The following is an 11,845-nucleotide window of genomic DNA, read 5'->3' on the forward strand; positions in this document are numbered from 1 at the left end:
GACGGCGTCGCGACTTGATGTTCATGGAGGACGTTTGCGAACTCGACGGTCGACGATTCGCTCGCCATTCGAAGGTCGTGCCACGAAAGCTGGAATCATTGCAGCGTGCCGTCGCTCACCCACTAAGGCATGATCGACAACCATTTGGCGGCCGCCACCGGGTATTCTTCGTTGACTCCACTTTCAAATCCAGCTTCATGAAAGGACGTGCAGCCGCCGTCCACGCATAAGGTCGACCCGTTGACGTATGAGGCTTCAGGCGAAGCCAGGAAGAACGCTGCTTCGGCGACGTCTTCAGGTTCTCCCGTCTTGATCGGGATGCGCCGGCTCACCGCTTCCGGGGCGACGCTGCCGACCTCTGCCAACCCGGAGCCTCCGGAAGCGCGTATGTAGCCGGGAGCGATGGTGGCCGTCCGAATACCGACTGGCCCTAGTTCGGCCGCCAGACATCGTGTCAGGATCTCGATCCCTGCCATGGAGGCTTCATAGGCGTGACGCTGTGGGAGGGGCAGAAAGTTGACCATCGATCCAACGTTGAGGATTACGCTTCCGGGGCGCATCATCTTGATCGCCTCACGCGCGCAGGTGAACACGCCGGTGAGATTGACATCCAGGACACGCTGGACCTGTTCTGTTGGTTTTTGGCTCACCGCAACAGAAGGCTCGTTCGCAGCGCTACCGTTAATGAGTACGTCTAGCTTGCCGAAGCGCCCTCGTACCTCGTCGAAAAGCGCCACCACGTCGCTCTCGACGGCAGGGTCCACAGGTTTCGCCATGTGCTTGCCACCGAGAGCGCCCGCAAGCTTTGCCGCCGCAGCGCCGTCTCTATCGGCAATTACGAGGGTATCACCGTTTGCGGCAAAGCTTCGAACAATGGCCGCGCCTATACCGTTCGCTCCGCTCGTGACAAGCACGATTCGCTCCCCGCTGTAATCGGCTGGACGGGAGAGTTCGGCTTCTGGTGTTCCATACACCGGTGGGTGCGCGTCGCCCGGCTGGTTGAAAGACATCCAACCACCATCAACCGTCAGAACCGACCCGTTGACGTGGGCCGCCCGTGGGCTAGCCATAAAACGCACAACCCCGGCGATCTCGTCCGGACGCGCCATGCGCCCCATCGGTACGCGTCGGCGAATAGCAGCGAGATCCGCCTTGCCGGCACGTTCCAGTTGGCTCACCATCGGCGTCCGCACATAGCCGGGCGCTACTGCCGTCACGCGGATGCCGCGCGGCGCCAACTCGCATGCCAATGTTTTCGTGATCGAGATCAGGCCTGCCTTCGAGGCGGCGTAGGCGTTACGCCGGGGATTGCCGAGCACGCCCGCCAGAGAGGCGACGTTGATGATGACACCGCCCGGATGCATACGCCGTGCGGCTTCTCCGGCCATGGCAAAGGGACCGATCAGGTTTACTCCCAAGGCACGTCGGAAAACGTCGACACCGGTGTCAATGGTCGAAGCCATTGACGGCCCGACACCCGCGTTATTGATGAGCACGCCGATCTGCGCGAACCGTGCCTCGACGCGATCATAAAGCGCAAGAGTATCATCCTCTCGCGAGACATCGAACTCAAGGCCGAGATGTCCGGCGCCGAGACCGCGGACCAATTCGAGCACGCCGCTGCCCGGGAGGTCTACAGCGACGACCGTGTCTCCATGCTCTGCAAAAGCATCGACCAAGGCACGGCCAATTCCGCCTGCAGCGCCTGTAATGATGATGACGCGTTCTGCTTGCTTCATGAAGATAATTTCTCCTGACCAGCGTTAGCGTTTTGGAGGCGAAGGGGCCCGTCGCGTACGGCGGCAAGTTATGGTGACGCAGTCTAGGCCCCGACAGATGTGGTGCATTCCAACGAACCGCCTCATTTTCGTACTCGTGAAGGAATGCGGCGTTTGCCAAGCGCGTAGATCGGGTCATCCGGATGCGATGTTCCGATCGGCTGCCTGAGACCGAACCGCTCAATCTCTGACATCGCCTGAGGTGTCTGCTCCTCGAGCCAATCGTAGACCACCGTGCGCTCGGCAATTCTCCACTCCCCTTCCCGCTTCTGAAAAAGGTCGCAATAGCGACCACATAGGAGAACCTGGCGTATTGTCCTGCCGCCGTCCGGCCCGCGTTGGAGCGCAGTGAAGTAGCTTTCGACGGCGGCTTCAGTCGGGCTGATAAACTCGATTAGAATGTTCGTGATCTGATGGATGTTGCGCGGTTCGGTCTTGAAGACACCCAGCGCGAACTCAATGAAACCCTCAGCCGAACCGGCATACGCCCCGTGATTGTCATGCGCGTCGGGCCAGTAGGAGCTACGCAGCGCCGCCTCGTCCGCCCGGTCTATCCCGCGGCAGTACCGATAGAGACAGTCGCGGATCGCTTCGCGGTCGTGTAATTCGACAATTTTCTTGTGGTCCATGGCCTTGTCGCAAGTCTTGAGTTGGAAGAGGCGTGTCCGCGCATCCCGTTATGCAGGTGCAGTTTTCGGTGTTATTCGCCGGTCAGCAGCCGCACGGCGCGCCTGCCTGCCCGCTTGCGCGTCGACTGAAACAGCTCAGTGCCTTAGATTTTCGCGGAGCTTGGACAAACCCGTTGCTTGGGCAGAGGCAATCCTGGTCTCCGCGGCTGCCTTCTATTTGACCCCTCCACAGGCTTGATTGAACAATAGCCGGGTGAGCAAGGCATCGGCTGTGGCATCGATTTCCAGCGCACGCTCGGGGCAGGATCGAGCGCCTCGAGAGGCGAGGAGTTCGTCCCTCTCCGCTACCTCGATGTCTCCAGGTAGGATGTAGCCTTCGTCATCCAGATTGAAGATGTCCGGCGCCTGCGCCCAGCAGCGAGCGTGCCCTTGGCATTTGTTTTTGTGGACGATGATGCGCATGCGCTACTCCATGTCTTTGACCGCGCCTATGGTCAGGACCACTCTAGAATCAGATTCTCGATTCCGAACACATGACCGCCAAAGGTGATGGGTGCCGTACCTCCCTTGATACGGAAGTCGGGAATGCGGGACAGCCATTCCTCCAGACCGATGACGATCTCCCTCCGGGCAAGGTGCGAACCAAGACAACGATGGGGGCCATGGGCAAAGGCGGTGTGGCGGTTGTCTTCCCGTGCCAGATCGATCGTATTGGGACAATCGAATTCCTCCGGATCGCGATTGGCAATCATCGTGGCGCAGGAAATGTAGTCGCCCTTGCGGATGGGCGCGCCATCGAAATCGATGTCTTTCGTTGCCACGCGGATCATCTGTACGGTCGAATAGGCGCGCAGCAATTCTTCGGAGGCAAGTCCGATCCGATCCGGTTCGCTGCGCAGCAATTGCTGATCTTTAAGATTGCGGGCGAGATGGGCTAGGTCAAATCCTATCGCCGTTGCTACGGTGTCGAGTCCCGCGACGAACAGAAGGACCCCGATGCCACGGACCTCCTCATCGGTCAGCGGGCGACCGTTGACCTGCGCCCCAACTGCGAAGCTCATGAAATCGCCGGCCGGTTCCTTGCGGCGCATGGCTGCAAGTTCGTCGATAAACCCCACGATCGCCAGGGCCGCCGCCGTTCGTTTGACATTCTCTCCGTGAAGCAGATCCCTTCCCCAGCCGACAAACGTGTCCCGTTCCTTATCCGATAGACCAAGAAAGCCAAGGAAGATACTGACAGCAAAGGGGAACGCGAAATCCTTCATAACGTCACAGCTTGTGCTCGCCGCCAAGATCCTGTCGATCAGCGTAATCGCGCGCTCACGAATGACCGGCTCCAGAACCATGACCCGCTTAGGCGAAAACAGCGGGTTCAGCAGCGAGCGAAAGACGCCATGCGCAGGTGGGTCAAGTTCCAGTGGTATCATCGGCCAGTTTTCGCCGAGCGCGGAGGCAAAGATGCTGCGATGGCTGGAAAATGTCGCGGTGTCCTGCAGCACTCGACGCTGGTCCTTGGCGCGCGTGATGACCCAGGTTCCCCGGCCATCCCGCGTGTTGTTGGGAGAGTAAAAGATCGGCGGCGCGTCATGGAGACAAGCGACAGCTGCGTGTGGATCCCCGTTGGGCATGCGTTCCATGCCAGGCGACGTGAACAGACTAAAGTCCTTCACCATTTCGGGCGGGACATGATCTGGAACCGGCTTGCAGGCCACGTGGTGTCTCCTCAAGGTCATGCACTCATGCACTCGACTTTTCGCCCGGCGATCATCGATGTTGAATACTGGGGCGGCCCCGTCTTATCCCCCATCTGCTGAACGCTCCCCCGACCCACGCACCAGCGCGGATGAGATCGGTCGCAAATCTCAGCAGCAGAGCATCCGGGCCCCTGGTCCAGGAAGACTGAGCTTACGCGCGCTGAAGTTCAGATGTTGATCAATCACCCGTGAGCTCCTTGAGGTACTGCGGCCATCCGCCCTGCCAAAGCATCGATGCAAGTTCCGTGCCGTTGCCGCCGCACGACTTATCCACACCAGCTGCATGCCTTGGACAACTATTTTGGTCCGGTTTCCGACATAGTTGTTCTGCTTCGGACACAAAGGAGCCTTGCGGGTAGACACGCGAGAGAGAACGTTGCGAACGCCGCAATCCAATCGCAAGTATGAACCGGCCTAAGCGGGATGAAATGGCTGCCATCACATACTTGAGCACGATTACCTCCACGCGGGAGGCCTGTGCCTGCTGAACCGCCCGAGGTTTCTGGAGCACCGGATAGGGTTCTCCGGTGACTTTCCTGGGGGAAAGAAAGGGAAAACTCTAACCGAAATCGGTCCAGCTTGAGGCCATGTCAGTTCTAAGTTTTGGCGAAGCGCACGTGGCGGTTACATCCGCTATGTCAATGCGTTCTATCCAAACAATCAATTACTCTAACTAGCCGACAAGGCATATGAATGAGTTTAGCGACGCGTCGTCGGGCTGTTAGATAAGGTGGATCGCAATGGAAAACACAATTCGAGGCGGCCAGGGTAGCAACAGTCTCTTTGGCAGCGATGGGGATGATGTAATCCTCGATCCGACGGGAGATGACTGGATCGATGGTGGTACCGGCAGCGACTCTATCTCGGCCGGCGAGGGCAATGACCGGGTCTTCGGCGGCGTGGGCAATGACCACGTCTTTGGCGACGAGGGCAACGACTACCTCTACGGCGACCTTGGCCGCGGCAAACCGCGCATCCTCGCTGCGACCATCCTCAATGCGGACAACGACAAGCTCTATGGCGGCCCCGGCGACGACGTCCTCTTCGCGGGCGACGGTAGAGACTCTCTGACCGGGGGTGCCGGCCAGGACACCTTTGTATTCCAGTTCCACAACCCGGCCCCTGGAATTGATAAAAACTACGGGCCAAACGCTGACCACACCACCATTGTGGATTTTGACCCAGCGCAGGATACTTTCACCTTCGATGCAGTAGGTCTTGGCAGCGATGGTATTGAAGCGAATTTCGTGAACCACGCGACGCGTGGCAATCAGGTGGACACTTTCTACAGCGGCCCCGCCGATGGAGCGAACGGCGAGCACGTCGTAGTGATCACTGATCACAGTTTCGCCGATGGCTCGGCGGCAGCCAGGGAAATCTCCGGCGAGGCTGCAGGCGATATAATAGCCTTTTTCAATTATAAGACCATGACGGCGGACCTGGGTTATGTTACCTCCGAGAACCAAGTGGACGACTTCGCGCACCTTGGCAACGTGCAAAGTTTGCTCCACTTGGCTGGCCTGGGCCTGACCGCGTCGGATTTCATGTTCTTCTGATGCGGGACCGACTTTGGCGCACATGGATTGGTGATCTGTATAGTTGCAGCTCGCCCTTCATTGGGAAAAGCACTTTGAAAAAGGCGTCGCTCCAGACGCCGAGTCCGACAATCCTGCCGTTCTCGGAAAGCTCTATCAACGCCAGTGCGTCCGCGGCGCCCTTGCACCGTTAATCCGCGATTGCGAGCAGCTACTCATGGGCAAAAGCACCCCGAGTTCCTCCAGTCTGCTATGAGGCACATCGCGGCCATCTTCAACATAGGTGGCCTTAACGCGGCACTAACGCTCAGAAGCTGGGAGGTATAGTGATAGGTCGACCTATCGAAGCTCAGCGCTCACAGGACCGCGGGATTGAGTCCCCAATCCCGGCAGATGCGCCTTCGCAACGTCGCGCGCTTGCGCGTTGGCATGGCATGGTCCTCACGATCAAACCGCTGCAATGCGTGATTATCTACCTCAGTCCAATGGTGGCCCTTGTTCTTCTTTGGCAAGATCCCATCAAAGCACTAGAGCTACTAACAAAAACACTGCTCCGGGCAGTTCGTTCGAGAAGATGGACGATTAGCCGTCACGAAGGGTGCACTCGACGGCTGTCTGTCGGGAATGCCTTTTGTTCCAGGTCAATTGAGAGATCCAGAAAGTGGCCGAGTCAAACTCGACAAACCTGCAGGAATTGCGCGCTGCCATTCCTGGCGGCAGGGTACTGGAAATAACGACCACCACAGGCTGCGTCGTCGGATGTTCTTATTGTCCGCAGGAAAAGTTCGCCAACCGGCAAAGAGCAGTATCCCGTGTGAAGCATCTTTGTCTTGACGATTTCAAGCGATGCCTGGCGCGCGTACCGACAGCTGTAGACGTTAGTTTTGCCGGCTACTCCGAGCCCTGGCTCAATCCGGATTGCACCGAAATGGTCGAGCATGCTCACATGTCCGGCCATGGCATCCGGATTTTCACGACACTTGTAGGAATGAACAGGCGCGATCTAGGACGCTTGCAGGCGCTGCGCTTCAGGGTATTTGTGGTCCATGTTTTCGATGACGGCGCGTACATGAATAGCCGCCTTGTCCGTGGAAAATATCTGGACTTGATCCGTGAACTGGTCGACTCAGATATTCCCTCAATTCGATTTCTAGTGTTGGGTGAAGTCCATCCCGATATCGCCGGGATAGTTCCTGCGGGAGCGCTAGTTCGGACGCGACCGCTGAGTAGCAGAGGTGGAAGCGTCGATTCTAGGATCGTCGAAACTCGACCGCGCGTGGTCGGAGCACTGACATGTGCTGAGGAACGACAGTATCGGAATGTTCTTCTCCCAAATGGCGACGTTGCTCTCTGCTGCATGGATTTCGAGCGGCGCCACGTCTTGGGCAATCTCCTGCGCGACGAATATCAAGAACTCTTCGAAGGGCCAGTTTTTAGGGAAATCGCCGATCGCATGAACGGCAAGGATGGTTTTTTGCTTTGCAGGGTATGTGAATTTGCCGAAGCTAAAAAGTAGATTGCTGATTTCTATGCCGACGGAGCGCCGTGAAGTTGATGACCGCTGTCCGCCTTGAGGGCGTAGCAGCTGCACGTACGCGAGCAAATCCCTCCAAACTACTCAATGGCAAGCAATCTCCTGCTGTCATATTTCGTTTGTTTCGAACGTTCACGCTAAACGCTACAAAAGCTCGGGTCGAGCCCCAGAAGCGCCAAATGATCTCCTCGACGTCACCTGAGCGCTAGCATCGGCGAAATCTTCCAAGGCGCGGCTATAGGAGGTGGCAGTCAAGCCTTGCCATACTGCTTGCAACACACCGCCGCAACGGCGATCGTCGCCGCACCTATGGAACGCGGTCCGACGTGCTTGGTCGGGGGGCCGACATTCTTGTCTGACTTCGAACACAGGAAAGTTCGCGGCCTAGACACGTAGGCAACAAAGCAAACGCGACGACCCGCGCAAGAGAGCGTGATCCCTGCAATCTGGAATCGGCATGGCACTTGCTTGACCGGAATGTCGGCTAGGTCGATCAGCGTGAGCCTTAACTAAGCAGCACTGCGTTAGTTACTACCCTAGAGGAGCAATATTGATGGCCATGAAGAGGAAGGTTCCCTTCGTCACGTTCCGCACGCGTGTTCGCGATGAGTCTATCGGTGGGCCAAACCCATACCGGTGGGAAACCAAGACGTCGGACGACTATTTCAAGGGCAAGCGGGTAATCCTGTTCTCGCTGCCGGGCGCCTTCACCCCGACCTGCTCCACCTATCAGCTACCCGATTTCGAGGATCTCTACACCGAGTTCCGGAAGGAGCGCATCGACGAGATCTACTGTCTCTCCGTCAATGATGCATTCGTCATGAACGCCTGGAGCAGGGCCCAGGGGCTGAAAAACGTCAAGCTCATTCCCGACGGCTCGGGCGAATTCACCCGCAAGATGGGCATGCTGGTCGCCAAGGAGAATCTCGGATTCGGGATGCGTTCCTGGCGCTACGCAGCAATAATCAACAATGGCGTGGTGGAGCAGTGGTTCGAGGAGGAAGGCCTGTCCGACAACTGCGAAGCCGACCCCTATGGCGTCACTTCTCCGCAAAATATTCTTGAGAGGCTGAAGGCCCCGGCCGCCGCATGATCTAGAGGAGCAGCCACCGTTTCACCGCTACCATCACGCACGGCAAAGTGCGTCGCTCGACAGGAGTTTCGCTCTTCATGGAGCCCTTTGTAGGCCTTCTTCAGCGTCAGCAGCAATCGCTCGTGATGACGCCCCAACTCATCGCGTCGATACGCTTGCTGCAACTGGCGCATGCCGAACTGCATCAGTTCGTCGAGCAGGAAATAGAGAAGAACCCATTCCTGGAGTTGGCGTCAAACGATACCGCCGCCTCTGCCGATTCATCGACCTCCCCGGGGGAAGATCCAAGCATCTGCGCGCGCGCAAACAACGCAGATGGGCCGAGGGCCGAAAACTCGGAACTGCTCGGGCAATGGAAGTCGATCCGCGACACAACCAACACCGCCGCCGGCGAAAGGCCTGCCCTGGAGGAGTTTGCCGCCTCAGCGGAAACATTGCACGACCATGTCGCCCGTCAGATCGCCCTTACTGCATTCACGCCACAGGAGCGGCTGATCGCCGGCGAGCTTGCCAGTCATCTGGAAGACACTGGGTATATTCATGTAGACCTGTTGGAGCTCGCCCTGAGGCTGAATGTCCAAGAGGCTGATGTAGAACGGGTTCTCGGAACCTTGCAGCTCCTTGATCCACCCGGAATATTCGCTCGAACTCTCAGCGAATGCCTGGAGATACAGCTACGCCAACGAGATCGCTTCGACCCGGCGATGGCGGCGTTGATCGCCAATCTTGAGATGCTGGCGCAACGCGACTTTCAGGCTTTGACGCGGCATTGCGGAGTTGACGAAGACGACCTCCTCGACATGTTGCATGAAGTCCGCACGCTCGATCCCAAGCCTGGAAACCGATACCAATCCGGAGCTCCGGACTATATCATACCCGACGTCTGGGTTCTGCCCTCGCCAGGAGGTGGATGGCAAATCGAGCTTAATCCCGACACTCTGCCCAAAGTGCTCATCAACCAAACCTATTTTGCCGAAGTCTCTCGCCTGACCGCAGACAATTCAGCAGATCAGGCATTCCTCAACGAATGCCTGGAAAACGCGAGCTGGCTGGTTCGCAGCCTCGATCAGCGCGCCAAAACGATCCTCAAGGTAGCAACTGAAATCGTCCGCCAACAGGATGTATTTCTGGAGCATGGCATTGCCCATCTTCGGCCGCTCAACCTTAAGACCGTCGCTGAGGCGATCGAGATGCACGAGTCGACTGTAAGTCGGGTGACATCGAACAAGTACATGCTCACTCCGCGCGGCGTCTTCGAGCTAAAGTACTTTTTCACGGTCGCGATCGCCTCCACCCAAGGCGGGGATGCGCATTCCGCTGAAGCTGTCCGCCATCGCATCAAGGCGATCATCGCCGCAGAAGCCGCCGATGAAGTGCTTTCCGACGATGAAATCGTCGCCCGGCTCAAGGAAACCGGCATCAGCATTGCGCGCCGCACCGTCACAAAGTATCGGGAGGCAATGAACATACCCTCCTCCGTGCAACGCCGCCGCGAAAATCGTGTACGGATTCAATGGCGATCAAAAGCCTGACGGCCCCCGTTTCGCTGGCCAATGATCCCGAGCGTATCCCGGCGAGGCCGCCTAGCCGCCTTCCTCCGGTCCGAAGCAACTCTTGAACTCGTTGCATTCCCGGCAACTCGGCGCGGAACAAAGGGAAAAGCCTTCAGCCTCGCAGAGCTTGTGGTAGAGATACTTCTTCCATTTCATGTTGTTTGTGTTGCCCTCCGCGAGCTTAGGGAAATGCGTTTCAAGCAAACGGCTGAGCTCGGACCGGTCGACGAGGCCGAGCTCCTGCCAGAGATGGCCATCGCGCAAGGCACGCCGGGCGACAATCTTGGCGAAACGGGCGCTCGCGGGGTTGCTGGGGCGGGCATGCGTCTTAAGCAGGCGACGCAGAAGTTCTTCTTCCATGCCCGGCTCGGGATCGCTCACCTCATCCAAGGAGAAGCCGTGGATGAGGCTTGTTGGAAAACAGCGCGTCAGGATGTCCAGCAACTCTCCACTTGAGAGGCCGGTTGCCTCGGTCGCCGTCGCCTCTCCCGCCTCGATCTCCTCCAGCGCACGCGAAAGAACACAGGCAAGCACATGTTCGTCGAAATCCATCTCGAGGTCCATACGCGGCCACCCGCCAGTGCCGGACGATTGTGAGTGTCGCCGCCGACTGGACCGGTAGGATATACGCACTCCACGGGTGATGCCCGTCCCGGAGAAAATGCGCATCTGACGCCGATCTGACATGCTGCTCGTCCTTCCGTTCTCATCCATGGATGTCATATCGGTCGGCAGGTCCCGCCACCCATGACACGGGAATTTCAAAACTCGTGCCAGCTGCGCGAGAAACCTCCTGAAACCGATTTTCCAAGCTTCATTCAACAACTTAAGATGAGAGTTTGAGCAGGAACGGGTCGAACACGGTGTCTCGGAACAGACAAAACCCGACAGCGCCGCCTCCCGATGCGTCAAACAATCGTCTCGGGGTCGATTCTCGGCGCCGCCGGATGCGAGCACGTGGCGCGCTGTGCCCGATACCCGAAGACGAAACGAAGAAGACCGTCCCAAAAGGTGTCACGATCGCCCAAGCTCGGGCGCTGGTTGGTACGGTGCTTGCAGATTACGCTCGGGGCAAGCGAAAGCTGTGGGGCCACGCCCAGGCTGCTCGCGCGACCATCGATATTCAGAAGGCTGGATGTAGCCCACATGAGGAGGAGCAGCGGCGAATGACATGCATTGTCGGTCTTACCAATAATGGGTCAGTTCACATCGGCGGCGACAGCGCTGGTGTGGGCGGCCAATCGCTTACCATCCGGGCCGATCGCAAGGTTTTCCGCAAGCAAGACTTCATCTTCGGATTTACGGGCTCCTTTAGATTGGGCCAGTTGTTGGCACACTCCTTCGATCCGCCGGAAAAGCATGCTAAAACAGATGTCTACGCATTTATGGTAACCGAGTTTGTCAACGCGCTTCGCCGATGCCTGCAAGATGGCGGCTTCGCACAGAAGCACAACGAAGCTGAGACCGGTGGCACCTTCCTCGTCGGCTATCACGGACGGCTCTTCAAAATCCACACGGACTATCAGGTTGGCGAGGCGGCTGATGGCTACGACGCCTGTGGATGCGGCCAACAAATCGCACTGGGCGCGCTTTTCGCATCGGCCGACTCTCCGCCTCACGAAAGGGTGGCGATGGCGCTCAATGCGGCCGAGCGCTTTTCAACCGGCGTACGCGGCCCGTTTCACTTCGAGACGCTCGAAGCCGTTGAGTGAAGAGGTCAATGCCCACGCCCCGCCCGTGCGGCACACCAGGTCTCTGCTAGCCTTCCAAAAGCGCCTGTCGCACCTGACGGGCCTTCGCTCGCATCTCTGCGACCAGACTGTCCTGGTCGCAAGCCTCGAAGGCAAGGCGTTCTTCCGCCCCAACCCTCAAACAGTGAGGAAATTGCGGTCGCGGCAGAATCTTGCCAGACTCGCTGAACGTGGGAGAATTCATAAGGCTGGAACCAGGTCAGAGCGGGTCTGCGAAC

At 58.1% G+C, this 11,845-nt stretch carries 10 protein-coding genes; 5 read left to right on the forward strand and 5 right to left on the reverse strand.

Features of this window, described 5'->3' with window-relative positions:
- Positions 1–122: 122 nt before the first annotated feature.
- The 4 genes from ATC00_RS22220 to ATC00_RS22235 form a co-directional block, all read right to left on the reverse strand.
- Positions 123–1,739, reverse strand: a complete 1,617-nt coding sequence (locus ATC00_RS22220) for an SDR family oxidoreductase (RefSeq protein ID WP_064254475.1) — start codon at positions 1,737–1,739, stop codon at positions 123–125.
- A 122-nt stretch (positions 1,740–1,861) separates the two neighbouring features.
- Entirely contained in the window at positions 1,862–2,407 is a 546-nt protein-coding gene (locus tag ATC00_RS22225; protein ID WP_064254476.1) for a nuclear transport factor 2 family protein, read from the reverse strand.
- A gap of 213 nt (positions 2,408–2,620) precedes the next feature.
- A complete protein-coding gene (locus tag ATC00_RS22230; RefSeq protein ID WP_064254477.1) occupies positions 2,621–2,869 on the reverse strand; it encodes a ferredoxin in 249 nt (82 codons plus the stop codon).
- Between the two features lie 32 nt (positions 2,870–2,901).
- Positions 2,902–4,080 carry a cytochrome P450 gene (locus ATC00_RS22235; protein ID WP_082912504.1) on the reverse strand — a complete coding sequence of 393 codons (1,179 nt, stop codon included), beginning with the start codon at positions 4,078–4,080 and terminating at the stop codon, positions 2,902–2,904.
- Between the two features lie 821 nt (positions 4,081–4,901).
- Here ATC00_RS22235 and ATC00_RS22240 point away from each other — a divergent pair.
- The 4 genes from ATC00_RS22240 to rpoN all read left to right on the forward strand — a co-directional run bounded on the left by ATC00_RS22240 (position 4,902) and on the right by rpoN (position 9,855).
- Entirely contained in the window at positions 4,902–5,717 is an 816-nt protein-coding gene (locus tag ATC00_RS22240) for a calcium-binding protein (RefSeq protein ID WP_064254479.1), read from the forward strand.
- Positions 5,718–6,357: 640 nt separating this feature from the next.
- Positions 6,358–7,212: a radical SAM/SPASM domain-containing protein gene (locus ATC00_RS31505; RefSeq protein WP_072642865.1), complete on the forward strand. Its 855-nt coding sequence runs from the start codon at positions 6,358–6,360 to the stop codon at positions 7,210–7,212.
- A gap of 571 nt (positions 7,213–7,783) precedes the next feature.
- Positions 7,784–8,323 carry a peroxiredoxin gene (locus tag ATC00_RS22250; protein WP_064254481.1) on the forward strand — a complete coding sequence of 180 codons (540 nt, stop codon included), beginning with the start codon at positions 7,784–7,786 and terminating at the stop codon, positions 8,321–8,323.
- A gap of 77 nt (positions 8,324–8,400) precedes the next feature.
- Positions 8,401–9,855 (forward strand): RNA polymerase factor sigma-54, encoded by a 1,455-nt coding sequence (rpoN, locus tag ATC00_RS22255; RefSeq protein ID WP_072642864.1) that lies wholly within the window; start codon positions 8,401–8,403, stop codon positions 9,853–9,855.
- Positions 9,856–9,906: 51 nt separating this feature from the next.
- Here rpoN and ATC00_RS22260 read toward each other — a convergent pair whose 3' ends face one another.
- Complete coding sequence (locus tag ATC00_RS22260; RefSeq protein ID WP_037390206.1) at positions 9,907–10,563, reverse strand: nitrogen fixation protein NifQ; 657 nt, start codon at positions 10,561–10,563, stop codon at positions 9,907–9,909.
- A gap of 260 nt (positions 10,564–10,823) precedes the next feature.
- Between ATC00_RS22260 and ATC00_RS22265 the strand changes: the two genes are divergently transcribed.
- Positions 10,824–11,588 carry a hypothetical protein gene (locus ATC00_RS22265; RefSeq protein WP_234782404.1) on the forward strand — a complete coding sequence of 255 codons (765 nt, stop codon included), beginning with the start codon at positions 10,824–10,826 and terminating at the stop codon, positions 11,586–11,588.
- Positions 11,589–11,845: the final 257 nt, after the last annotated feature.

Source organism: Sinorhizobium americanum, from assembly GCF_001651855.1.
GTDB classification, from domain to species: domain Bacteria; phylum Pseudomonadota; class Alphaproteobacteria; order Rhizobiales; family Rhizobiaceae; genus Sinorhizobium; species Sinorhizobium americanum.

Excerpts from the sequence above, each read along its gene's own strand:
- ATC00_RS22220 (WP_064254475.1), bottom strand. The coding sequence starts at position 1,739 with ATGAAGCAAGCAGAACGCGTCATCATCATTACAGGCGCTGCAGGCGGA.
- ATC00_RS22225 (WP_064254476.1), bottom strand. The coding sequence starts at position 2,407 with ATGGACCACAAGAAAATTGTCGAATTACACGACCGCGAAGCGATCCGC.
- ATC00_RS22230 (WP_064254477.1), bottom strand. The coding sequence starts at position 2,869 with ATGCGCATCATCGTCCACAAAAACAAATGCCAAGGGCACGCTCGCTGC.
- ATC00_RS22235 (WP_082912504.1), bottom strand. The coding sequence starts at position 4,080 with ATGGTGAAGGACTTTAGTCTGTTCACGTCGCCTGGCATGGAACGCATG.
- ATC00_RS22240 (WP_064254479.1), top strand. The coding sequence starts at position 4,902 with ATGGAAAACACAATTCGAGGCGGCCAGGGTAGCAACAGTCTCTTTGGC.
- ATC00_RS22250 (WP_064254481.1), top strand. The coding sequence starts at position 7,784 with ATGGCCATGAAGAGGAAGGTTCCCTTCGTCACGTTCCGCACGCGTGTT.
- rpoN (WP_072642864.1), top strand. The coding sequence starts at position 8,401 with ATGGAGCCCTTTGTAGGCCTTCTTCAGCGTCAGCAGCAATCGCTCGTG.
- ATC00_RS22260 (WP_037390206.1), bottom strand. The coding sequence starts at position 10,563 with ATGTCAGATCGGCGTCAGATGCGCATTTTCTCCGGGACGGGCATCACC.
- ATC00_RS22265 (WP_234782404.1), top strand. The coding sequence starts at position 10,824 with ATGCGAGCACGTGGCGCGCTGTGCCCGATACCCGAAGACGAAACGAAG.